A 22264-nucleotide genomic window follows, 5' to 3' on the forward strand; every position below is an offset into this window, starting at 1 on the left:
GCAGACACGACGCGCCGCCGCTACGCGGCGGTCCAGGGAATTGCTCCGCAATTCCGTATTCCGGCTCCGCCGGAATACCCGGCCAACTCCGTTGGCCGAGGTCCGAATTCGCTCCGCGATTCGGACTGGAATGGAATTCGCTCCGCGAATTCCATTCGGCTGGCCACAGGTGGGGTGCGGTCCTTCGACTCTCCCGCATTCCTGAGCTCCCGTCAATTTAGTCACGCCTTGGCGAAATTGACGGGCCCGGCCTCTCGGCCGGCCCTTTCCCGCGCCCGCTCTTCAATTTTAGAACACGGGAACCATAGCGCGCTCCTGCGGGCCTGCGCTACCCCTACCAGGGGCCGATCACTTCGACCTTGCGCCGCCGAGACGGGGTCTGACAGCCCCTCTGGCGACCTGCGGGAGTCGATGCCTCCAGGGGGCGCAGCGGCCTCTCCGGGGTCCTGTGGCCGGCGCAAGGTCAACTCACCATGCGCGGCATACCCCTGAGGACCTTTCATGTCCTGTTTCGTTGTGCAGCGCTACTCGTTGTCGAAATGCGATGTGTGAGTGCTGATTTCAGGAAGATTTTCACCGCCAACAACATCAAGTAACTGAATCGGCAACGCACCTCGCTATCCCCAGTGCGAGTGTCCCGGCACGGGAAACTGGCCACACTGATCGTGCCGGTATTCCTCGGCCCGGACGAGGATGAGAACGAAATGCTCACGTCGGACGCTTACGGGACCCTGGCGAAGGTCCTCGGGGGCTGCGGGCGCACGACACGGACACCGTGAAGCGCTGGCCGACCCGAGGCCGCGCAGCGGCCGGCAGGAGCCGGACTTACCGGTGACGAAGGCGAGTTGGGCGACGGGGGCGAGATCGGCGCTGAGGGCCAGGAGCAGGAGGACGAGGGGTCGGCGCGGGTGAGTGCGGCGGCGGCCGGTGTGCTGCGGTTCAGCACCGAGCGCGACCCCGCGACGGTGGCCGCGTTCGTACGGCTGCGCGTCATCGACCCCGAGCACGCGTACCGGCGGCGCGACATCGCAGCCGCGCAGCGGTGGCTGCGGGAGACGAGGTCGGTCATGTTGTCGGTGCCGGTCGCCTACTGGACCCCGCAGGCCTGGACAGGGCCCGGGCCCTCCTACCCGTTGGGGGCGTGGCTGGCGGATCAGCGCCGGTACTACGCGGCCGGGACGCTGGAAGCCGAGCGCGTGGTCGAGCTGGAGACGCTGGGCATGGTCTGGTCGGTCTACACCGAGTGGGACGGCATGCTCGCCGTCGCCCGCGCCTACGCCGCCGCGCACGGGCACTTCGTCCCTCCAGCCACCGCCGTGTGGGAAGGGCAGCCCATCGGCACGTGGGCGAAGAACCAGCGGCAGGCGGCCCGGAAGGCGGCTGTGAACGCCGCTCGGCGCGCGGCAGGGGAGTCGGGCGTGCCGAGTACGGGGGAGCTGCCAGAGAGCCGCAGGGAGGCGCTGGAAGCGATCGACGCGGGGTGGTGCCCGGTGTGGGATGCGGGATGGCAGCGGGCCTACCGGCTGTGTCAGGCACACGTCCGCGCCGGCGGCCCGCTCCCTGACGCTCCGGGCCAGGTCATCGTGCAGGGCGAAGACCTCGGAGCATGGACGGCAGGGCAGCGCACCGGGCGGGACCGGCTCATGCCCGCACAGCAATACCTCCTGGAGACCCTGGGCCTGGAGCCCGCGCCCGCCGGGGCCGAGGCGGCGGCGCGGCCGGTAGGCGGCGGGAGGCCGCCCGGGCGGTGAACCTCGCGGCGGTGCGGCAGTTCTACGAGCGCGAGGGACACCTGCGGGTGCCGCGCAAGCACGTGGAGGTACTGCCGGACGGGACGACCATCAAGCTCGGTGCCGTCATCGACAACACCCGCCGCCGCGCCGACAAGCTGACCGACGAGCAGCGCGCGGCATGGACCGCCCTCGACATGCACTGATAGACGGTCAGGGCACGAGACGAAGAGGGTCGGTCACCACCTGGTGGCCGCCAGGTGGTGACCGGCCCCCCTTTCGGCGTGCGGGGAGGGCTACCGCAGTTCCACGGGCGGCACGCGGCGGGCGGAGGTCATCCACCCGGCCCGCGCGTTCAGCGCGGTTTCCATCTCGGGGCCGGTGGGGTGGTGCAGGTGGGGGACCAGACCACCGCCATCTGCGCGCGCTGCCGGGCGAGATCCCACCACAGGGCCGGGGGGCTCGGGCAGCTCCGTCACGACGTGGACGGCCCCGTCCTCGCCCGGCTTGTTGAGCGCCAGGACCACGGCGCCGGCCTGGTCCTGCCAGAAGTGCCACGGCCCCCCGTCCGCAGAAGCCTGCCCGGTGAGCGGAGCGAGGGAGGCGTACTGCGAGAAGGCATCGATCCCGTCCTGCCCGGCGCCGGCTGTATGTCAGGTTTCTCCTGGTCCGCCGTGCTGGTCGTGGGGATGAGCTGGCTGCGGTCGAGGCCGAGCTGGGTGAGCTGACGCCCGTCCGTGGAACTGGAGTGGGGGGCAATCCGGGAGAGCTGCGCCCAAGGTGCGATCACCCATGCGGCGACTAGCGTGGGGTGCGTGAGGGGGCTGCCACGGAGGCATACGCGATCCGGCAGATTCCCTCCCACAACGCGGCCATCACAGCGCGGTCGGCGAAACTCGTACTGCGGGCCAGTGGCTCTATCGATCAGTAGTGACGTCGCTTGTCGATGAGTTTGGGAGGCGCCCCGTTCCACGGACGGGTGGTGTTGATGAGTTTGGGAGGCACCGCGCATCACGCAGCTGCTCGTCACCGCCGGCGGCGTCTACGGCCCGGAGACCGATGCCGTCGTCCAGGACGAGCTCACCGCCGACCAGCGTGCCGAGGAAGCCGAGCAGCAGCGCCTCCAGAAGCAGCAGCTCGCCGCCCGCGCCGTCGAACTCTCCGCGCACATGCGAGCCGGCCGACTCGACCGGGCCGTGGAGATCCTGCCGGGAGACGAGGCCGCCCGCGAGGTCCTGGTCCCGGGGCGACTACCACCTGGTGGTCGACGGCTGGCTGGTGCAGGCCTTCGCCGACCGCTCCGGTCACTACGCTGATCCGGCCTGTCGGCGTACACGTGAACGGCCCCAGCCTCGTACGAAAGAAAAGGGACAGTTGCTGATGCGGTGAGACCTGCGGCTCGACACTCTGCTGCTTGGCCGATTCGGGCGGCGGAGGGGGCTGGCAGCGGTCTTGGATCCGCAGCGTTGGCTGGAGCTCCGGCGCTTTCGCGGCCTGCTGGAGTCCGGGGCGATGAGCCTGTCGGAGATCACCAGGGAGACCGGCCTGGACCGTAAGACAGTCCGCGAGTACCTGTCGGCACCGGGTCCGGCGACGCCTCCGCGGCGGTCGTCGAGTGGGGGGTCGCGAGCGAGGGTGATCGACGAGTTCGGACCGCTGATCGGCTCGATGCTCCGGGCCGAGGTCCTGATGAAGGCCGCGGTCATCCACGGATGGGGTCGCACCCCCGAACTACCAAGAGCCCCTCCTTCGACATCGAGAATGAATCCTCAGGCATGCTCGCCTCCCCACTTGCCGCAGACTTCAACGAGGGGTTGCGGCAGAGCCGGGAGTCCGGAGCCTTTTCTTGCTGGTCAGTCAGTCGTTACGCGGGAGCTGCGTCTCGGCGGGGAACAGGATCGGGCTGAGCAGGTGGCGGGTGCGTTCCGGTGAGGGGCCGTGGCTCATACGGGCCGTGATTGCCTCGCGCATCTCGCCGATCATCTCGATGAGTTCGTCTCGGCTGAGCCAGAGTGCGTGCTGGCGGAAACCCACCAAGTCGGCGACCGGGTCGGCCCCGTCTCGGTCAAGGTAGGCGTTGAACTCGGCAAGCAAGGTGGCCATCGCCACGGCGAAGCCCCGCCGGTAGTCCTCCGGCGACAGCGACGCGGGCCGTTCCGGCGTCGATCACGGCCCGGTCGCGATGCAGCTGGTAGCGGCGCTCGACAGAGCCGCGCACCCGCTGTTCGCCCTCCACGGCCAACAGTCCACCGTCGGCCAGGAGGCCGACGTGCCGGTAGACAGTGGCCTTCGAGACGTCGGGCAGCAGGGCGCAGAGCTCAGTGGTCGTGCGTGTCCGCCCGTCGTGCATGGCGTGCACGATGCGCATCCGTACCGGGTGCAGAAGGAGCTCAACCGTGTCCATGGATGTATATTCTCAGTCTCAATACCTTTCTCAAAATTGAGACCCCCCAGAATAATGAGGTCACCGACCATGTCGCACTCGTCACCCACTCCCGGTCCCCAAGCCGCCCTGGCCGAGCCTCCGCTGGGGCACCTGTACGAAGTCGGGGGACGGCGGCTGATGCTGCACCGCACCGGTACCGGGGGCCCGGCCGTGGTGTTCCTGCCGGGAGCCGGGCAGGTCGGCCTCGACTACCTGAACATCCACGACCGGGCGGCGGAGCTGACTACCAGCGTGATCTACGACCGTGCCGGCACCGGCTGGAGCCAGGGGGCCCAACTGCCGCGCACCGCCGCGGAAGTCACCGATGAACTCCGCGACCTGCTGCGCGCCGCCGGCGTACCTGCCCCGTACCTGCTGGTGGGCCATTCCCTGGGCGGAGCCTACGCACGCCACTTCGCCCAGCGTTTCCCCGACGAGACGGCTGACGGCGGGGCGGGACCGCCGGCCGGGGCCTGGGCGCCAGACGGGTTCTGGGACACCTCGCCGTTGAGGCCGGACCGGAAGTCGAGCACCCAGGACCGCCGGCCGCGGTGAAGACGATGTCGTCCCGGGCGCTGGCGTCGGTGACGTCGCCGGTGCGCGGGTGGTCCTCCAGGACGTCGGCCAGGCGCACGGCCTCTTCGTCCACGGCGGTCAGGTAGCTCTTGTCGGGCCAACGGCAGGGGACCCCGGCGGTGGCTACTTACGGAGGTTTTCACGGCGGGGTCGGTGGTGTGAGGACGAGACCGGTGGCGGTGAGGCAGCTGTCGATCAGGTGGGGTCGAATGACCTACCAGTCCGTGGGACGCCTCGCCGCCTCGGTCGAGACGATGACGTTCGGCCGCCTTCGCGATCTCAACGACGGCGGTACGCAGCGCGCCGACTTCCACGTGCTTGCCGTCATCGACGCCGGACCCGGCTCAGTCACCGTCGTTTTCCACCGTCACCCGCTCGAAGACCGATCCGCGGCGTGGATTCCGCCCGGCGCCGTGCACCGATGGGGCGACTCGCCGGCGTGACAGGGCACCTGGTGCTGTCCATGCCGACCGCGCCGGTCACCCACGCCACCCGAGAGCTGGTCGCCTCCCCTGCCCCGGCCGCGCACTGGCGCATCCCCGACGCCGACTGGCCCTTCGTCGACACGGCGCGCAGCCATCTCCTCCTCGAAATATCCGCCCCGCCCAGTGACTCCCGGACAGAGAGTCCTTGGCGGCTTCTTCCACCAAGATTCGCTCAATGTGAACGAACCACTGTTCCGCCGGTGCCGGTCTTTGGTGCCGATGCTCAGGAAGCGGCGCGGCATGCGGGTCGTCCGGCCTCTCGTGCAGAACGCGCGTGAAGGCAGCCGTCATGCGCAGGTCGGCAGCGAGGCGGCCGACAAAGGCGGAGGCGGCTGATGTCCGCGGCCGTCAACCGGTCGGGCTGTCCGAGGGCTGGGGCTTGCCGAGCATCTGGCAGGTCGCGGCGTCGACGAGGGCCTTGTTCGTGGTAGCGGCCTTCCTTTCCTTGATGCCGAAGTTCGTGATGGTGAAGACGGCGACGCTGCGGGTGCCGGTGGCGTCGGTGTAGATCTCACTGGAGTAGCCGGGCAGGCCGCCGGTGTGCCCCCAGACCGTGCCGCAGGGAGTGTCCACCTTCATCAGGCCCAGACCGTAAGCTCCGCCTTCCTCGGGCGCGTCCACGGTGGTGCGCATCTGCTTCATCTGGGCCTCGGGCAGCAACCGGCCGGACATGAGCGCGGTGAGGAAGCGCTGCCAGTCCTGAGCGGTGGAGACCATACCGCCCGCCGCCCACGACCAGCTCGGGTCGATTGCGGCGGTGTCGACGTTGTGCCGGGGCGTTCGGGCCCGGCGAATCCGACGCCCTCGGGCAGGTCCACGGTCCCGGAAAGGAGGGCCTTCAGGCGCTTGGCGTCCGGCTCGTAGCCGGTCGCGTGGCGTTTCCCGGCGGGCCAGGCCGCGTCCGTGGCCAGGAACGAGTCCTTCATGCCGAGCGGCTCGGTGATCTTCTGCTCGATCAGCTCGGCCAGACTGCTTCCGGTGGCCTTCTCCAAGATCAGTCCGAGAGCCTCATAGTTGGCGTTGCTGTAAGAGTATTTCTCGCCCGGCTCGGCCGGCGGGTCCTGCTCGGGAGTGGTGGCGAGAAGTTCCTCCGGCTTCCACGTGCGCTGCTCCTGACCGGTGAGCGAGGGCAGGAACCGGGGCGTCAGCAGGAAGTCTCCCAGGCCGCTGGTGTGGTTGAGCAGCATCCGTACCGTGATGTGCGCACCGCCCTTGACCAGGCCGGGCAGCCACTTCTCGACCGTGTCGTCGAGGCTGATCTTCTGCTGGGCGACCTGCTGCAGGACGAGGGTCGCGGTGAGCGTCTTGGTGTTGGACCCGACTCGGAACCGGTCGCCGACGGCGAGGCGGTGGTCGTCCTTGGTCCAGGCGGCTTGCCTGGCGATCTCGACGGGCTTCCCGTCGCCGGAGTCGACCCGGACGATGACGCCCAGGGAGCCGGTGTCTGCCGCCTGCTGCGCGAGTCGGGCCAGCCGCGCGTCGGCCGCCGGGCTCGCCGCGACTTGCCCAGCCGCCGGTTCGGCCTCGTCCGAGCAGCTCGCGAGCGCCGCGGCCAGACAGGTCGTCAGGGCGACGGTCAGCGCTCCGCGCCGGATTCGGTGGCGGCGGGACAGTGTGGGTGCGGACATGGCGGTTCCCTTCGGCGCGTGACGATGTGCTGCGTGCGTCGAGGGACCGGACGATCGCCTGGTGGTCGGCCGTTCGGCGGGTCCCGCGCACACCATCCATTCAGTCAGCGGCGCGCCGCTGGTACATCGCTCGATGGCGGCTTCCCACCGGCGCGGGGTCACTCCAAGGAGTGACCCCGCAGGGGTACGGCGCCCCGCCGGCCCGCCCTCCGACGGGGGCAGGTCAGGACAGGGTGTTCCTGGCCAGCACCGCCGCCTGCGCCCTGCTCTGGCAGCCGGTCTTCGTGAGCACGCGGCTGACGTGCGTCTTGACCGTGTGCAGGCTCACCACGAGCCGGTCGGCGATCTCGGCGTTGCTCAGCCCGTCCCGGATCAGACGCAGCACGTCGACCTCCCGCTCGGTGAGGTCCCTCAGCCGGGCCAGTTCCTGGCCGTCGGGGCGGCGCCGGCCGCTGAGATGGCCCTCGATGATCCGCTGGGTCACCGCGGGGCTCAGCGCGCTGTGCCCGGCCGCCGCGGCACGCACGGCCCCGGTCAGCTCCTCGTACGAACTGTTCTTCAGCAGGAAGCCGGAGGCCCCGGCCGCGAGCGCGTCGTCGACGTACTCGTCCAGATCGAACGTCGTCAGCATGAGCACCCGGCTGCGCCCCGGCCCGAGGAGTCTGCGGCGGCCCAGCTCGGCCAGCGCCCACAGGCCGTTGCGGCGCGGCATACGGATGTCCATCAGCAGTACGTCCGGCCGCAGCCGCGCGCACGCCTCGACGGCTTCCTCGCCGTCGTCGGCGGTGCCTGCAACGGTGATGTCCGGCTGGCTGTCCAGGATCGCGCTCAGTCCGGCGCGGATGACCGGCTCGTCGTCCACGACGAGCACGCTGATCTGCTCATGCATCCGCGCGCTCCCACGGCATCGTGACCACGACTCGGAAGCCGCCGTCCCCGGTCGGGCCCGCGGTGAGTTCGCCGTCCAGTGCCCCCACGCGTTCCTCCATGCTGACCAGGCCGAGCCCGACACCCGCGCCGGCCGCGGCCTGCCGCACTCCGCGGCCGTTCACGATCTCACACCGCAGCTCTCCCCCGTCCTTGCCACGGACGCTCACCTGGACGGGCGCTCCGGGCGCGTGTCGACGGGCGTTGACCAGTGCCTCCTGCACGACGCGGTATACCACCAGCTGGACCGGCCCCGGCACGGACTCCGTCGCGACGTCCATCGTCAGCCCGACCGTCCCTCCCGCGGCACGGTGGCTGTCCAGCAACGCGTCCAGCTCCCCGAGGTCCGGCACGGGCTGGAGCGGGACGGCGTCCTCGGGGTGGCGCAGCATCCGCAGCAGGTCACGCAACTCGCCGCTGCTCTGCCGGGCCGCCGCCGCCAGGCCGTCGGCCTGGGCCCGGGCCCAGTCGGGCAGCTCGCCGCCGCGGGCCCGCAGCGTCTCCGCATGCACGACGAGCAGGGTCAGCGAGTGCGCGACCACGTCGTGCATCTCACCCGCGATCCTTGTCCGCTCGCGTTGTGTGGCCTGTGCCGCCTCCAGGACCTGTGCCCGGCGCGCGTCGGCCGCCCGACGCTCGGCCGCGGCCAGCAGTTCCTGCCGGGTCCGCGCGGCGAAGCCCATCGCCCACGCCAGCGGCATCGGGGCCAGCGCGGCGAGGACGTCCAGACCGCCCTGGAAGTCACCGGAGTCGGTCGTCACCCGGTTCAGCCACAGGCCGGCCACGCTCAGCACGATGCCGCCGACGACCGCCGACACGGTCCGCCGCCAGCTCGCGCCGTGGTGGCCCAGGTTGTAGAGCAGCACCGCCAGCGGCAGGAAGACCAGCGGCGACAGTTTGGCCCCCTCACCCGCACTCCCCCACCAGCGCCGCCAGAAGAGCCCCGAAACCCACGACGAAGGCGGTGGCCGGCAGCCGCCGCCGCAGCAGCAGAACCACCACGCCCACCGTCTCGTACGCCATGAGCGATACCCAGGCCGACCCGGAGGTGTCCACGTACGGCTGCGACAGCAGCGCCGGCACAAACGTCAGCACGACCAGCCCGGCATCGGCACCCCACCCGGGCCACCTGCCGTCCATCACTCTCATCCGCCCGACACTACGACCTCGCACACAGGTCATCGTCACTCCAAAGAGCCACTCGCACGCCAGCGTGGCCCGACCCGCCTCAGTCGTGGACGGGTTCGCGCGCCAGAGCGTCGACCATCTGATGGTGGTGACCCGCTTCCAATGAGTGGCCAGCGGCGACCTCTCCACGGTGGGGCAGGCGTTGCGCGAGCACGCACGCCTCTCCCTGCTCGGCGACGGTTGCGATCAGTGAGCCCAAGAACACCCCGCTGGGCACCGCATTTCCATCTCCGGTCGCATGGTGCTTCGCATGGACCCACCCCGCTCCCCGCGGCGCTGGGGCGGGCTCTCACAACCTGGGTCAGACCCACGTCCGGCCCGCCGCCCCCCTTCCCGAGGCTGCGGGTGAGGTCATCGTGCAGGGCGAAGACCTCGGGGGCATGGGTGGCGGCGCAGCGCGCCGGGCGGGACCGGCTCATGCCCGCACAGCAGTACCTCCTGGAGACCCTGGGCCTGAAGCCCACTCTCCCCGAGGCCGAGACGGCTGCGCGGCCGGCGGGACGGCGGGAGGCGGCACGAACCGTGAACCCCGCGGCGGCACGGCAGTTCTTCGAGCGGGAGGGACACCCGCGGGTGCCGCGCAAGCACCTGGGGGTACTGCCGGACGGGACAGAGATCAAACTCGGCAACGTCGTCGACAACGGCCGCCGCCGCGCCGACAATCTCACCGACGAGCAGCGGGCGGATTGAACCGCGCTCGGAATTCGCTGGTAGGGATCGGATGCAGGGCAGACGGAGGGGGCCTGTCACCACCTGGTGGTGACAGGCCCCCTCCGTCTCGTGCCTCAGACCGTCATCCGGGGGCGGTGCGGGCCAGGACGTCCGCCACCTCATCGGCGACGCCGAGCAGCAGGGCGGTCTGCTCCGGGTGGGAGTCCGCGGCCTCCCGGCCGGCGTAGAAGCTGAGCAGGGGCAGCACGCGCTAGAGTGCGGCTCGCAGGTCTGGGATGTGCTGCTACCGCGACCGGGTGCGCGCCGCGCGAGCCGGGTCGAAGCGGGCGGGAGGTTCGCGCTCAGCGAGGGCGGTTCCTGGAGATTGCGGCCAGGGCTTCCTGGACGGTGGTGAAGTTCTCGGTGCCTGCCTGCGTCAGGTCGACCAGGGATTCCGAACTGCCGGACACTTTTACGAACATCACGCCACGGGAGGGGTTGTACACGCCTGCCCTGTAGTGGCCGCGGTGGACGTCGCTGGGGATGACCTCACCCACCGCCTGGCGGGTCGTGGTGTCGACGGCGTAGTAGCAGCCGGTTCCGTCACCGCGGTCCACTGCGCTCAGCTGTCCCATCCCGGCCCTCCCTCAAGTCGCGGCTCCTCCTGAAGTACGTCGGATGAACCAGCGCGACTCGGAGGAGACTTGATGGGCCAGTCTACTTCCGACGTGAGCCACAGCCCCCCCGATGTCACTTCTCGGAGGTTTTACGGACTCGCCCGGAGCCGCGGACCGCACGACGGCGACCTGGCCGGCGCCGCCCGCTGAACCAACCCCGCGGGCGTGGCCTTTGTTGCTGCGGGGTTCGTCAGACGATGCCGCCGACCGCCGCCGGTGGCATCGGCCAGCAGACGGCATCCGGCGTGGTTGACCACTCCGCGAACGTCCGCAAACCTCACCTTCCCAGCTAAAGAGGGCGCTTTCACTTACCTGATCAAAGCTCTGCATGACAAGCGAGGAGGGCTTGGGTTTGCTCTGGTGCTGACCTCCGGCCTCGGGAGCGGGTCATAAGGGCTGTCGACCGGCCGGGGCTCCGCCGGGGTCGTCGGCTAGTACTGCGACGGTGCTTGTTCTGAGTGCTGGGCAGCTCAGGGGCTGTGGCCACGTCGTTTGTAGTGGCTGGTGCGGGCCTGGTGTTGTCGTTTGCGGCGCCAGGCCGACCAGTGCAGGACGTGCTCGACGGGTGTGGGCCGGCGGTCGGTGAGGCGGGTGATCAGCCGTCGTATCTCGGCGAGGCTGAGGTGGATGAGCTGGGAGGATCCGTTTCTGCTTTCCCGGCATCCAGCTGGCGGGCCCGCAGGACGGTCAGGCAGGCGTGGACGGCCATGGCCAGGGTCATGTGGCGGTGCCAGCCGGGGTAGCGGCGGACCTGGTAGTCGTCCAGGCCGCATTCCTGTTTCGCGCTCTGGAAGCACTCCTCGATGGCCCATCGGCTGCCCGCGACGCGGATCAGCTGGTCGAGTGTGGTCTCAGCGGGGCAGTAGGCGATGCAGTACGAGATCTCCTGCGGGCGGGGCGACGCTGCGGCGGGCGATCACCCAGTGACGGCGGTCGTGCCGGTGCCACGGCCTGACTTCGACGCGGGCCCAGTCGTAGATCCGCAGGCCGTGAGCTCCGCTGCCGCAGGAACGCCGCTTCCATTTCTGCCGGGCAAGGCCGTTGAACAGGTCGTGGACGGGGTGGTCGATCGCCCAGCGGGTGACCACGGTGTCGTGCCGGGTGGTGGCCATGACGTGGAAGACGTCGGCCCCTTCCAGCTCGGACCGCCAGCCCTTGGAGAAGCCGTAGGCGGCATCCGCGGTCACCCACCGGAACGGGATCTTGTCCTTGATGGCGCGGCGGACCATCGCCTTGGCCATGGCCACCTTGGTTGCGAAGGCGACCTCATCGCTGATGCCGGCCCGGCGGCATCTTCCGCGGTCGTCGGTCCAGGAGGTGGGCAGATACAGACGCCGGTCGATCAGTGTCCGCCCGCGCTCGGTTGCATAGGCCAGGAAGACGCCCGACCTGGCAGTTCTCCGTGCGTCCGGCGGTGCCGGAGTACTGCCGCCGCACCCCGGCCGACCGCGTTCCCCTCTTCAGGAAGCCCGTGTCGTCCACGACCAGGACGGCGTCGGGATCGCCGAGGTCGTCGACCACGTACTGACGCACGTCGTCGAGTACCTCGTCGGGCGTCCCACTCGATCCGGTTCAGCATCCGGTGGATGCGGTCCGGGCCCGCATGACCGGCTTCCTCCGCCAGCGTCCAGCCGTTCTTCCGCTGCAGCGGAGCAATCAGACCACGCATATAGGCCAGTGCCGACTCACGCGGCTCCGACCTGCTGAAACGGTGCACGAACCGCTCATGCACTGCGTCCAGTTCACTCGCCCACAACCTGACATCAGCAAGATCCCCACCCATAACCACACCAACGACCGACCCGGCCATCAGTCACGGCAAACACCGTTACAGTACTAGGAATCGAACCGTGTCGGTTCGCCCTGCTCTGTGTGGTGGTGGGTGAGTGATGCGTGAGGGTCTGTGCCGTGTGGGAGGTGGTCGGTGTGAACGGTGGCGGCGGTCAGGCGGGGGACGGCGTGGATGAGGGTGTGTTCGGCGGCCACCGCGCGGTCGTGAGCGGCGATGACGGTCAGGTGGGGATCGACGACGATGTCGGCTTCGGCGCGAAGCGTGTGGCCGATCCAGCGCATGCGGACCTGGCCGACGTCCAGGACGCCGTCGACGTTCCGGAGGGCGGCTTCGGCGGTGTCGACCAGTTCGGGGTCGACGGCGTCCATCAGCCGCCGGTAGACCTCGCGGGCGGCATCGCGCAGCACCAATCAGGATCGCGGCGGTGATGAGGAGGCCGACGACGGGGTCGGCCCAGCGCCAGCCGAGCCCAGCACCCCCGGCGCCCAGGAGGACTGCGAAAGAGGTGAAGCCGTCGGTGCGGGGCGTGCAGGCCGTCGGCGACCAGGGCGGCGGAGCCGATGCGTCGGCCGGTTGTGATGCGGTAGCGGGCCACGCACTCGTTGCCGGCGAACCCGACCAGGGCAGCGATGGCGACGGCCCATAGGTGGGTGATGTCGCGGGGGTTGAGGAGCCGGTCGACGGCTTCGTAGGCGGCCAGGGCTGAGGAGGCGGCGATCGTGAGCACGATGGCGATGCCGGCCAGGTCTTCGGCGCGGCCGTAGCCGTAGGTGTAGCGGCGGTTCGCCGCCCGCCGACCGAGTACGAACGCGATGCCCAGGGGAAGGGCGGTCAGGGCGTCCGCGCCGTTATGGATGGTGTCGCCCAGCAGCGCCACCGATCCGGACAGGGCCACGATCACCGCCCTGGACGACGGCCGTGGCCCCCAGGATGCCCAGCGACAGCCAGAGGGTGCGCATCCCTTCCCGCGAGGTCTCCATGACCGAGTCGACCTTGTCCATCGCCTCATGGCTGTGCGGCCGGACCAGGTGCGCGACCTCGTGCCGGGCCCTGGCCCACCACCCCGAACCGTGCCGGTGGCCGTGATCGTGGTCACCCGGGTTGGTGCGCCCCCCATGAGGGTGATCGCCGTGCGCGTCTGAGTGAGCGTGGGAGTGGTCGTAGTGGGTGTCCATCCGGCCACAGTGTCAGGTGAATCCCGTCGCAGCTACTACCGAAAAACCCCCGGTGACCAGGTGCGATGTCCTCGCAATTACGCAATGGCCGCCTGGTCGGCCGGGGGTGGAACACCCCCTGGAGACACCGCCGTGATCGCTACCGTCATCGACAAGTGGCGCAAGAGGCCTGCCCAGTCGGAGCGGCCCGGTCCGGCTGCGTACGGTGGTGGACATGTCGGCGCCTCCTGATCCGGCTGCGCCCGGCTCCGTGCCGGTGCGGGTCGTGCTGCCTGCCGACCCGGTCCTGGGGCATCCCGAGCAGGCGATCACGGCGCGGCTGTGGAGGCGGCAGACTGCGACCGGCTGGGTGTTTCTCGTCGGGTCTGCCGTCGTACGAGGGCAGTGAGGACGGCACCGTGCAGGCCGCGGAGTACCGGGTGTGAGTCCGCGCCCCCGAGCACGTGCGGCCGGTCGACGGCGTCGACTACGACCAGGCCCCCACCGACCGGCTGGAATCGCCGGCCCCGTAATCGTCGGCGCCACCCTCTCGCCCCTCGCGTCGGGAGGTCGACGATCAGTCTGGGGAGGCTGGGGCTAGTGTCCTGAGTCGTTGATTCGTGTGCAGTATGCGGCGAGGGTTGTCGAGGATGTCGTCGGCGGTCTTCGTCCAGACGAACGGCCTGGGGTTCTTGTTCCACTCGTTGATCCAGCCGCGGATGTCCCGTTCGAGTTCGACGACGCTTCGGAGGGCCGAGCGGCGGAGTTTGCGGCAGGTCAGCTCGGCGAACCAGCGTTCGACGAGGTTGAGCCAGGACGCCGAGGTGGGGGTGAAGTGCAAGTGGAAGCGGGGGTGTCGGAGCAGCCACTTCTTGACCGGTTCGGTCGTGTGGGTGGCGTAGTTGTCCAGGATCAGGTGGAGTTCGAGGTTCTTGGGGACGGCGGCGTCGATGACCTTCAGGAAGCGGAGGAACTCCTGGTGGCGGTGGCGGCGGCAGTGCTGGGCGATGACCGAGCCGGAGACGATGTCCAGGGCGGCGAACAGGCTGGTCGTGCCGTGCCGGACGTAGTCGTGGGTCATCTTCGCCGACGTGGTTGGTGCCATCGGCAGCACCGGTTGAGTTCGGTCCAGGGCCTGTATCTGCGACTTCTCGTCCACCGCGAGGACCAGGGCGTTCTCCGGCGGAGAAAGGTAAATACCCACCACGTCACGGACCTTGGTCACGAACTGCGGGTCGGTCGACAGCTTCCACGTCTCCACGATGTGCGGCTTGAGGCCGAACGCCCGCCAGATCCGCGAGACGGCCGACTGCGACATGCCCGCTGCCCCGGCCATCGAGCGCGTCGACCAGTGCGAATCACCCGTCGGCGGCGCCTGGCCGAGCGTCCTGGCGACCAGGGCTTCGACCTGCTCGTCCGTGATCTTCCGCGGGGCTCCCGGACGCGGCCGGTCCACCAGACCTTCCAGCCGGTCCGTGGCGAACCGGGACCGCCACTTGCGCACCGTCTCCCTCGAGACACGCAGGTCATCCGCGACCTGCGCGTTCGACAGGCCCTCCGCGCACGCCAGCACGATCCTCGACCGCAGCACCAGCGCCTGAGAGGCGGTCTGCTTGCGCAACCAGCCTCGCAGCACTCGGCGTTCGTGATCGGACAGTTCCAGCGGCAACGGCTTCGGGCCAGGCATCACCCCACCCTACAACCGCAAGCGAACTAACGACTCAGGACACTAGTAGTGCTTCGTTAGGTTCTGGGTCTCGTTCTGCTTCTGCTGGTCGGCAGGGGTCGGCCGCAGGTGGTGCAGGTGCCGGTCCAGCACCTCAGCAGGTCCTGGAGGACATCGAGGACCTGGTAGAGGGTCAGGCCGGCATCTGGGCTTTTGGGTCGAGCCGCCGCAGGGTGAGGAAGGCCTGGGCGGCGGTGACGAGGGTGACGTGGTGGTGCCAGCCGCGCCAGGTGCGGCCCTCGAAGTGGTCCAGGCCCAGACCGTGCTTGAGTTCGCGGTAGTCGTGCTCGATCCGCCAGCGCATCTTCGCCCATCGCACCAGGTCGGCGATCGGGGTGGTGGCGGGCAGGTTCGATATCCAGTAGCCCGTCGGGGCGTCGTGGCCTGCGGGCCACTCCACCAGCACGGTGCGTGTGGGCAGGACGCCGTCCCACCGGCTGCGGCCGCCGCCTGCCGCCTGAGCCGCGGCCAGGGCCTGCTTGCCCGCCGGCCTCACCGTCAGCACCGCGAACTGAGAGGTCATCGCGCCTTTGCTGCCCTGCCGCCAGGTCACCTCGGTGAGCCGGTCAGCGCCAGCCTCGATCGCGTGGACTGAGAGGGATCGTGGCTCGGTGCGGTAGCGGGGCAGGGTCGGCGGCCCGAGCCCGCCATAGGCAGGGCGGTGAGGGGCGACGTCACGGGCATGGGCGATCTCCTTGCCCGTCAGCGCGAGCACGTAGGACAGACCGCGTTCTTCCAGGCCGGCCCGGAAGGGTGTGCTGACCCCGTATCCGGCGTCGGCGACCACGACCGGCGCCTTCAACTGCCAGTCGGCGAGCGCGTCGAGCAGTCCGAGCGCGAGGCGCCATTTCTCCTGGTGGCCGGTGCCGTCCGGGACTCCGGCCCTGCGGCATCGGTCCGGCTCGTCCGTCCACTCCTTGGGCAGGAACAGCTCCCACTCCAGCGGGCAGGAGGCCGTGTCGGTGGCCCCGTGGACGCTGACCGCGACCTGGCAGTTCGCCCGTTTCCCCAACGCTCCGCAGTACTGGCGGGCCACCCCGACCGACGCCGTCCCGCACTTGGGGAACGACACGTCGTCGATCACCCACACCTCCGGGACGATCACCTCGCACAGCCGCCGGGCGATCCGCCGCCGCACCGGCAGCGGATCCCACGGCGACTGGTTCACGAACTGCTGCAGGGCCTGCATGTTGCCGTCCGGCAGCCGCTCGGCCATCGGCTGGATCGACTTCCGACGGCCGTCCAGCATCAAACCCCGCAGATAACACTCACCCCACCGCCGCTGATCCCGCCGCGGCAATGAACCGAACACATCGGCAACGAACTCCGATAACTCGCCCCGGAGCCGTTCCACCTCCCCCAGCCTCATACCAGAGAAGATGCCCACCACCAGCCGAGATCACCCAAGGTAACGAAGCACTACTAGAGGTCAGCACGATGACCGCACCTGACAGAGTGCGCCTTCACGCCCTCGCGGAAGACGACCTCGCCGCGGCGAGTACGCCGAGGTCGACCGCTGCCCCGCCACCGCCCCTCGGGGACAAGCTGCGGGTGGCGCGGCCCCTGGGCATCTCCCGGACGACGATCTACCGCAAGATCACGGCATATCGGATCCGGCTCGCCCCCGGCCACGACGACTCAGTCTGAGACACGGCGCCGCCCCTCACCCGGCGACGGGCTCCTGACGGCGCGTGTCCCCGAGACCGGTCCAGGTTGCCGCCAGTTTCGCGAGGTCGAGCATGTCGCTGAGGGAGCGGACACCCGGGACGTCCGCCTCGTCGGGCCGCGGACCTGGCCGATACCAGAGGACCGGCATGCCCGCGGCCGCGGCGGCCTCGACGCCGATGCGGCTGTCCTCGATCACCAGCACGTCCGCGGGATCGACCGACACCGCCTCGGCGGCGGCCGCGTACAGGCCCGGGTCGGGCTTCCACACCTTCAGCTCGTAGGCGGAGAAGTGCCTGTCCCCGAAGTAGCTGTCGAGCCCGGTCGTCCGCAGCCGGTCGCGGATCATCTGCAGCGGCGAGTTCGACACCACGTACGTGGGAAGGGTGATCGCGCGCAGCGCCTCCTCGACTCCGGGCACGGCCGTCAGGCGCCCGGCGATCAGCTCCTCGCCCCGGGCGCGCAGCACCCCGACCGGGTCCGGCGGCATCGGTTTCGTCGCGAGGCGGGCCAGGATGTCGACGCTGTCCTGGACGCGGCGTCCGTTGAACAATCGTTCCACGTCGGCCGCCGTCACGGGGGCACCGACGAGACGGGCCAGGTCGAGCAGGGCGTCGTTCTCGGCGTCCTGGCTGTCGACGAGGACCCCGTCGAGGTCGAAGAACACGACGGCCGGGGTCATCGGGCCACCACGTCCGCCCAGGCCTGGCGCTCGGCGAACTCGGCGTACTTTTCGGAGAGTTCACGCGCGAGCGGCAGCGCGTCCTCGACGAGCATCTCCGGGCAGTCGTAGCCGAGCAGGCGCTGCATGACGGACATGCTCTCCTTGGCGAAGACGATCCGCCCGCCCGGATGGACGGCGTCGATGCCGTCGATGCGCTGGCACTCCTCGTTCACGGCGACGGCCGCCTGCTCGGTCAGCCCGGCCGGCAGGTCGAGCCGGATGCCGGCCGCGGACACGGCGACGGGATAGCCGCCGACGCGGCCGTGCGGGGCCGGCGCGTGCAGCCGGCGTTCCTCGGCGGACGTCAGAGCCCGGACGACCTGGAGGGCCGAGGCCGAGGTCAGCTGCTGGCCCTGCGTGCCGCCCTGCCGCTTCAACGGCCCCGTCAGGTGGGCGAACATGCGCTCCGGCCGTGGGCACAGGATCTCGCCCGTGACCGCGTCCGACACCTCGAGCACGAACGGGACGCCGTCCGCTTCGCCGAACCGGTGCACGTGGTGGCTGAAGTAGTGGTGGGCCACCACCCGCACCCGCACGCTCGCCGGATCGCGGTCGAGTTCGAGGGCAGCCGCGAAGGTGAGCGCGGGGACGATGTTGCCGACGTTCCCGATGCCGATGTGCGGCGCCAGACCGATCGAGGCCAGGGCGGGACCGACCGCGTCGGGGTAGGCGGTGTTGACGGCGAGCGCGGCGGAGCCGGCCCGGCGCAGTGCCAGCATCAGCCGGTGGTTCAGCGCCAGGTGCATCGGGAGCCACGGGCCGAGCTGGGCCTCGTCGAGTTCCCGGAAGGTCTTGTCCGGGAGGTCCAGGATCGCGCGGGCGGCCTGGAGGGAAGCCGCGTTGACGACGATGTCCGGCCGGATCCCGGCGAGGGTCTCCGCGGTGCGGTCCACGTCCTCGAGGTCGATCTCCGCGCTGCCCACAGAGGTGACGCGGCCCAGATTCGCGGCTGTGTACCGGCCCAGGTTGGCGAACCGCAGGGCGCGTTCCCCGGAACGGGCCGCGACGACGACCTCGTACGGGGAACCGTGCTCGCCGACCAGCATGTGCAGCAGGCGTTGGCCCAGATCACCGAGGCCGATGATCAGTACTCGCGTCGTTCCTGCGTCGTCGTTCATCGTCAAGGAATCCCCCGTATCGGTGCCAAATGCGCCACGGAAAAGGCTGCCGAGAATGTGCGTGTTAGACGTGGAAACGAGCGGACGAATTCGCTTCGCGGGCCCTGCGTCTTTGCTCCCATAAACGGTTCAAGCGTTCGCGTAAGGACCGATCTCTGACTCGGAGCAGCGCTCAGCATAGTCACAAGTGCGGCGTCCTGTTGAGCCGTTCGGCAACGCCGACGCGCACTGCCTTCGCGTGGACATCGTCAAACCCCAATTTTCCGGGCGAGGGCTTGCGGGAGCCATTCCTTTTGCGGGTATTGGTCCCTTGACCCTTCCCTCGTGGGTGTGCAACTGTTCCCCCGTCCAGGACGGGGGGATACGCAATGGACCGATCGATGCCTGCCGTCTCCGGCTACTTGCTGGAGGAGGTCGGGGCCATCTGCCAAGGACGGTCGGGGAACGCCGTTCCCGGCGACTGCGCCCGGATAGCGGACGAGATCAACGCCCTCTTCGGCCTGCGGATCACCCCGCGAGAAGTCAACGGCGCGCGCTCCGTCCCCGAACTCTCCGCTCTCGTCCAGGCCGCCCTGTCGGGCCCGGCGAGCGCGCCACCGACCGACGACGCCGGCCGCGCCCCGCTCTCGGCGGCGCAACAGCGGATCTGGTTCATGCAGCAGTTCGCGGGCGATTCCGTGCTCTACAACGTACCGACCCGGCTGGAGCTGACCGGCCCCCTCGACGAGAACGCCCTGCGCGCCGCGCTCGCCGACATGTGGGCCACGCACGAGATCCTGCGCACCGTCTACCCCGTCGCCTCCGGCGTCCCGTTCGCGCGGGTCGGCGCGGCGACCGCGTTACCCCCGGTCCCCGTCGTCGATCTGACCCGCGCCGCCGACCCGACGGCCGCGCTCGACCGTCTCGCCGCGCACCAGGCGGCGCGCCCCTTTCTCATCGACCGAGATCCGCCCGTCCGCCTGCTGATGGCGCGCCTCGGCCCCGATCGCCTCACGCTGCTCGGCACGTTCCACCACATCGCCGTCGACTGGGTCGCGGTCAATCTCCTCGTCCGCGACCTCGGCGAGCGCTACACCGCACACGTGCGGGGCGTACCCGAAGCGCCTGTCCCACCGGCGTGCGAGTACTCCGACGTGGCGCGCAGCGAGGCCTCCCCACAGATGTCGGCGGCCGTCGACCGGGCCGTCTTCGAACGGAGCGCCGCCCTGGCCGACGTCCCACCTCTCGCCCTGCCCACGGACCTGCCGCGCCCGCGCTCCTCACGCTTCAAGGGTGCCGCCGTGCACGGCGGCCTCTACGCGGCCGACGTCGCCGCCGTGCGACGGCTGGCCCGACGAGTCAGGGCGACGCCCTTCGCCGTCCTGATGGCGGCCTTCGTGACCGTGCTCGGCCGGGCCGGCCGGCAGCGGGAGATCCTCATCGGCACCCCCGCGTCGGGCCGCGTCCGAGCCGAATGGCAGGACACCGTCGGCTGCTTCGTGAACGTCGTCCCGGTCGTCGCCCGCCTCGACGGATCTCCGTCGGGCGCCGACCTCGTCGCACGCGTCAGCGAGGCGGCCTGGCAGGCGCTGGACGCGCAGGACGTGCCCTTCGACCGCCTCGCCCGCGCCCTGGGCCGCCGCGCCGCACCGCTGGTCAACGTCCTCTTCTCCTACCAGCCGAACCCACCGCTCGTGCCGTTCGAGCACCTGGCAGAGACCGCACCGGCCTTCTTCAGCCCGCCCGGAACGGCCAAGTACGACCTCAGCCTGTACGTCATCGGCCGCGGCGCCGAGCTGCGGCTGGAGGTCGAGTACGACACCGACGTCTACGCACCGGACACCGCCGCGGCGGTGCTGCGCGCCTACGTCGACACGCTGCGCTCGCTCGTCGGGGATCCGGACGCCCCGGTGGACCGGTCGGCGACGAGCGGCTTCGAATCCGCCGCACGCCGCACCCGCGAGCGCACCGACGGCATCGAAAGGCCGGCATGGTGACCGCGCGGAAGAACCCCGGGCCCAAGGCGTGCCTGCACGACCTGTTCGCGCAGCAGGCACAGGCCCGCCCGCACGCCGTCGCCGTGACGCACGACGGGCGCCACGTCACCTACCGGGAGCTGGACCGGCGGGCCAACGCCCTGGCCCATCGGCTGCGCGCGGCGGGCGTCGGCCCCGACGTCCCCGTCGCTGTGCGCTTCCACCGCTCACCGGAAGCGGTCGTCGCCATGCTGGGCGTGCTCAAGGCGGGCGGTGCCTACGTGCCGCTCGACCCCGCCCACCCCACCGAGCGGCTCGCCTTCGTCTGCGCCGACTCCGGGGCGCGCCTGCTTGTCACCGACGAACCCGCGCGGCCGCTCGCCGCGCTGCCCGCCTTGGAGGTCGGCACCGCCGGACAGGAGACACCGGTGCCTGACACCGGCGTACGGCCCGACCACCTCGCGTACGTGATCTACACCAGCGGCTCGACCGGAGTGCCCAAGGGTGTCCAGGTCGAGCACACCAACGTCGCAGCCCTTCTGGACGCGACCACCGACCGGTTCGCCTTCACCGCCGACGACGTGTGGACGCTGTTCGCCTCCCTCGCCTTCGACGTGTCGGTGTGGGAGATGTGGGGCGCGCTGCTGCACGGCGCCCGGCTCGTCATCGTCGACGAGGACACCCGCCGGTCGCCATCGGGCCTGCACGCACTGCTGCGCGACGAGAACGTCAGCGTCCTGAACCTGACGCCCGCGGCGTTCCGCCAGCTGTCACGCCATGAGGAGGACACTGACGCGGCCGCGCTGCCCGACCTGCGCTGGGTCGTCTTCGCCGGGGAATCGCTCACGCCTGCCATGCTGCGGCCCTGGCTGCTGCGGCACGGCGACGAGCGGCCCGCGCTGGCCAACATGTACGGCATCACCGAGACGACGGTGCACTCCACCTGGCGCCGGATGACCACGGCCGACCTCGCCGAACCCGAGGCCAGCCCGATCGGCGTCCCGCTCGCGAACTGGACGGCGCACGTCCTCGACGAGCAGGGCCGGCCCGTCCCCGCGGGCACGCCCGGCGAGCTGTACGTCGGCGGGGCGGGCGTCGCCCGCGGATACGCCGGACGGCCCGAACTCACCGCGGCCCGGTTCGTGTCCGGCCCCTCACCGTCCGACGGGCGGCTCTACCGCTCCGGCGACGGCTGCCTGGTCCGCCCCGACGGCGAACTGCAGTACCTGGGACGCCTCGACCACCAGGTGAAGCTCCGGGGCTACCGCATCGAGCTCGGCGAGATCGACGCCGCGCTCTGCGGCCACCCCGCCGTCCGAGAGGCGGTGGTGGTCCTCGATCGGCCCGACGACTTTGAAGGCCGGCTGGTCGCGTACGTGGTGACCACGGACGCGGCCGAGATCGCACCGGACACCTTGCGCGCGCATCTGGGCCGCACCCTGCCCGAGTACATGCTGCCGGCCGTGTTCGTCACGCTGGACAGGCTGCCGCTGACGGTCAACGGCAAGGTGGACCGGGCCGCGCTGCCGGCCCCCGGGTCGCAGCGCCCCGCCCTCTCCTCACCCCTGGTCCTGCCGCGCACCCCGCTCCAGGAGCAGCTGGCCGCGGTCTGGGCCGAGGTGCTCGGCGTGGCCGAAGTCGGCCTGGACGACGATTTCTTCGACCTCGGCGGCCATTCGATGCTCGCCGTCCGGGTCATCGCACTCGCCCAAGAACGGCACGGAATCACCCTCTCGCTGCGCACCCTCTTCGACGCCCCGACCGTCGGCCTGCTCGCCGAACAGGTCGAGGGACGACCGGCATGACCCCTGCTTGGCCCCACCTGTTCCCGAGCACCGCCCTG

18 protein-coding genes and 5 pseudogenes are annotated in these 22264 nt (G+C 70.3%); 8 read left to right on the plus strand and 15 right to left on the minus strand.

Going from position 1 to position 22264, the window contains the following annotated elements; all coding sequences use genetic code 11:
• The first annotated feature begins 845 nt into the window (after window positions 1-845).
• Window positions 846-1751: a helicase associated domain-containing protein gene (locus tag AC6I72_RS00005; protein ID WP_497998428.1), complete on the plus strand. Its 906-nt coding sequence runs from the start codon at window positions 846-848 to the stop codon at window positions 1749-1751.
• Window positions 1748-1936 (plus strand): helicase associated domain-containing protein, encoded by a 189-nt coding sequence (locus AC6I72_RS00010; RefSeq protein ID WP_497998430.1) that lies wholly within the window; start codon window positions 1748-1750, stop codon window positions 1934-1936. Before AC6I72_RS00005 ends, AC6I72_RS00010 begins: the two co-directional genes overlap by 4 nt.
• 90 nt (window positions 1937-2026) lie before the next feature.
• Here the strand turns inward: AC6I72_RS00010 and AC6I72_RS00015 are convergent, their stop codons facing one another.
• The 3 genes from AC6I72_RS00015 to AC6I72_RS00025 form a co-directional block, all read right to left on the minus strand.
• Window positions 2027-2257, minus strand: a complete 231-nt coding sequence (locus AC6I72_RS00015) for a hypothetical protein (RefSeq protein ID WP_497998431.1) — start codon at window positions 2255-2257, stop codon at window positions 2027-2029.
• A 1330-nt stretch (window positions 2258-3587) separates the two neighbouring features.
• Entirely contained in the window at window positions 3588-3833 is a 246-nt protein-coding gene (locus tag AC6I72_RS00020; RefSeq protein ID WP_497998433.1) for a hypothetical protein, read from the minus strand.
• Window positions 3796-4134 (minus strand): helix-turn-helix domain-containing protein, encoded by a 339-nt coding sequence (locus AC6I72_RS00025; protein WP_497998435.1) that lies wholly within the window; start codon window positions 4132-4134, stop codon window positions 3796-3798. The genes AC6I72_RS00020 and AC6I72_RS00025 overlap by 38 nt, the downstream gene beginning before the upstream one ends.
• A 69-nt stretch (window positions 4135-4203) precedes the next feature.
• Here AC6I72_RS00025 and AC6I72_RS00030 point away from each other — a divergent pair, with 69 nt between their 5' ends.
• Together AC6I72_RS00030 and AC6I72_RS00035 are read left to right on the plus strand one after the other, a co-directional pair.
• A complete protein-coding gene (locus tag AC6I72_RS00030) occupies window positions 4204-4710 on the plus strand; it encodes an alpha/beta fold hydrolase (protein ID WP_497998437.1) in 507 nt (168 codons plus the stop codon).
• A 230-nt stretch (window positions 4711-4940) separates the two neighbouring features.
• Window positions 4941-5383, plus strand: a pseudogene (locus tag AC6I72_RS00035) (helix-turn-helix domain-containing protein); the annotation flags it as partial.
• 181 nt (window positions 5384-5564) lie between these two features.
• Here AC6I72_RS00035 and AC6I72_RS00040 read toward each other — a convergent pair.
• The 4 genes and pseudogenes from AC6I72_RS00040 to AC6I72_RS00055 all read right to left on the minus strand — a co-directional run bounded on the left by AC6I72_RS00040 (window position 5565) and on the right by AC6I72_RS00055 (window position 8920).
• Window positions 5565-6844 (minus strand): annotated as a pseudogene (locus AC6I72_RS00040) (serine hydrolase domain-containing protein).
• 223 nt (window positions 6845-7067) lie between these two features.
• A complete protein-coding gene (locus AC6I72_RS00045; RefSeq protein ID WP_497998439.1) occupies window positions 7068-7733 on the minus strand; it encodes a response regulator in 666 nt (221 codons plus the stop codon).
• Window positions 7726-8637, minus strand: coding sequence for a sensor histidine kinase (locus AC6I72_RS00050; protein WP_497998441.1), 912 nt, complete (start codon window positions 8635-8637; stop codon window positions 7726-7728). Before AC6I72_RS00050 ends, AC6I72_RS00045 begins: the two co-directional genes overlap by 8 nt.
• Before the next feature lie 40 nt (window positions 8638-8677).
• Window positions 8678-8920, minus strand: coding sequence for a hypothetical protein (locus AC6I72_RS00055; RefSeq protein WP_497998443.1), 243 nt, complete (start codon window positions 8918-8920; stop codon window positions 8678-8680).
• 456 nt (window positions 8921-9376) lie between these two features.
• On the opposite strand from AC6I72_RS00055, the gene AC6I72_RS00060 reads away from it, so the two are divergent.
• Window positions 9377-9649, plus strand: coding sequence for a hypothetical protein (locus AC6I72_RS00060; protein ID WP_497998445.1), 273 nt, complete (start codon window positions 9377-9379; stop codon window positions 9647-9649).
• A gap of 103 nt (window positions 9650-9752) precedes the next feature.
• Here the strand turns inward: AC6I72_RS00060 and AC6I72_RS00065 are convergent, their stop codons facing one another.
• From AC6I72_RS00065 to AC6I72_RS00090, 6 genes and pseudogenes are all read right to left on the minus strand, one after another.
• Window positions 9753-9878 (minus strand): hypothetical protein, encoded by a 126-nt coding sequence (locus AC6I72_RS00065; protein ID WP_497998446.1) that lies wholly within the window; start codon window positions 9876-9878, stop codon window positions 9753-9755.
• A 94-nt stretch (window positions 9879-9972) separates the two neighbouring features.
• Complete coding sequence (locus AC6I72_RS00070; RefSeq protein ID WP_497998447.1) at window positions 9973-10245, minus strand: hypothetical protein; 273 nt, start codon at window positions 10243-10245, stop codon at window positions 9973-9975.
• A 637-nt stretch (window positions 10246-10882) separates the two neighbouring features.
• Window positions 10883-12070: pseudogene (locus AC6I72_RS00075) on the minus strand (IS701 family transposase).
• A gap of 53 nt (window positions 12071-12123) precedes the next feature.
• Window positions 12124-13254, minus strand: a pseudogene (locus AC6I72_RS00080) (cation diffusion facilitator family transporter).
• Window positions 13255-13830: 576 nt separating this feature from the next.
• Window positions 13831-14920 (minus strand): annotated as a pseudogene (locus AC6I72_RS00085) (IS630 family transposase).
• A gap of 172 nt (window positions 14921-15092) precedes the next feature.
• A complete protein-coding gene (locus AC6I72_RS00090) occupies window positions 15093-16328 on the minus strand; it encodes an IS701 family transposase (protein ID WP_497998448.1) in 1236 nt (411 codons plus the stop codon).
• A gap of 68 nt (window positions 16329-16396) precedes the next feature.
• On the opposite strand from AC6I72_RS00090, the gene AC6I72_RS00095 reads away from it, so the two are divergent.
• Window positions 16397-16606 (plus strand): helix-turn-helix domain-containing protein, encoded by a 210-nt coding sequence (locus tag AC6I72_RS00095; RefSeq protein ID WP_497998449.1) that lies wholly within the window; start codon window positions 16397-16399, stop codon window positions 16604-16606.
• A gap of 16 nt (window positions 16607-16622) precedes the next feature.
• Here AC6I72_RS00095 and AC6I72_RS00100 read toward each other — a convergent pair whose 3' ends face one another.
• Window positions 16623-17306: an HAD family hydrolase gene (locus tag AC6I72_RS00100; protein ID WP_497998450.1), complete on the minus strand. Its 684-nt coding sequence runs from the start codon at window positions 17304-17306 to the stop codon at window positions 16623-16625.
• On the minus strand, window positions 17303-18466 hold the full coding sequence (locus tag AC6I72_RS00105; protein WP_497998452.1) for a saccharopine dehydrogenase NADP-binding domain-containing protein: 1164 nt from the start codon (window positions 18464-18466) through the stop codon (window positions 17303-17305). The genes AC6I72_RS00100 and AC6I72_RS00105 overlap by 4 nt, the downstream gene beginning before the upstream one ends.
• 380 nt (window positions 18467-18846) lie before the next feature.
• On the opposite strand from AC6I72_RS00105, the gene AC6I72_RS00110 reads away from it, so the two are divergent.
• Window positions 18847-20442 (plus strand): condensation domain-containing protein, encoded by a 1596-nt coding sequence (locus AC6I72_RS00110; protein WP_497998454.1) that lies wholly within the window; start codon window positions 18847-18849, stop codon window positions 20440-20442.
• Window positions 20436-22226 carry an amino acid adenylation domain-containing protein gene (locus tag AC6I72_RS00115; protein ID WP_497998456.1) on the plus strand — a complete coding sequence of 597 codons (1791 nt, stop codon included), beginning with the start codon at window positions 20436-20438 and terminating at the stop codon, window positions 22224-22226. The genes AC6I72_RS00110 and AC6I72_RS00115 overlap by 7 nt, the downstream gene beginning before the upstream one ends.
• Window positions 22227-22264 lie beyond the last annotated feature (38 nt).

This window comes from Streptomyces sp. Xyl84 (genome assembly GCF_059731885.1).

What these genes read in the sequence shown, in the direction of transcription:
- AC6I72_RS00110 (WP_497998454.1), top strand. Translation starts at nt 18,847, where the DNA reads ATGCCTGCCGTCTCCGGCTACTTGCTGGAGGAGGTCGGGGCCATCTGC.
- AC6I72_RS00090 (WP_497998448.1), bottom strand. Translation starts at nt 16,328, where the DNA reads ATGAGGCTGGGGGAGGTGGAACGGCTCCGGGGCGAGTTATCGGAGTTC.
- AC6I72_RS00025 (WP_497998435.1), bottom strand. Translation starts at nt 4,134, where the DNA reads ATGGACACGGTTGAGCTCCTTCTGCACCCGGTACGGATGCGCATCGTG.
- AC6I72_RS00100 (WP_497998450.1), bottom strand. Translation starts at nt 17,306, where the DNA reads ATGACCCCGGCCGTCGTGTTCTTCGACCTCGACGGGGTCCTCGTCGAC.
- AC6I72_RS00115 (WP_497998456.1), top strand. Translation starts at nt 20,436, where the DNA reads ATGGTGACCGCGCGGAAGAACCCCGGGCCCAAGGCGTGCCTGCACGAC.
- AC6I72_RS00060 (WP_497998445.1), top strand. Translation starts at nt 9,377, where the DNA reads ATGCCCGCACAGCAGTACCTCCTGGAGACCCTGGGCCTGAAGCCCACT.
- AC6I72_RS00055 (WP_497998443.1), bottom strand. Translation starts at nt 8,920, where the DNA reads ATGAGAGTGATGGACGGCAGGTGGCCCGGGTGGGGTGCCGATGCCGGG.
- AC6I72_RS00105 (WP_497998452.1), bottom strand. Translation starts at nt 18,466, where the DNA reads ATGAACGACGACGCAGGAACGACGCGAGTACTGATCATCGGCCTCGGT.
- AC6I72_RS00095 (WP_497998449.1), top strand. Translation starts at nt 16,397, where the DNA reads ATGACCGCACCTGACAGAGTGCGCCTTCACGCCCTCGCGGAAGACGAC.
- AC6I72_RS00020 (WP_497998433.1), bottom strand. Translation starts at nt 3,833, where the DNA reads ATGGCCACCTTGCTTGCCGAGTTCAACGCCTACCTTGACCGAGACGGG.
- AC6I72_RS00045 (WP_497998439.1), bottom strand. Translation starts at nt 7,733, where the DNA reads ATGCATGAGCAGATCAGCGTGCTCGTCGTGGACGACGAGCCGGTCATC.
- AC6I72_RS00070 (WP_497998447.1), bottom strand. Translation starts at nt 10,245, where the DNA reads ATGGGACAGCTGAGCGCAGTGGACCGCGGTGACGGAACCGGCTGCTAC.
- AC6I72_RS00030 (WP_497998437.1), top strand. Translation starts at nt 4,204, where the DNA reads ATGTCGCACTCGTCACCCACTCCCGGTCCCCAAGCCGCCCTGGCCGAG.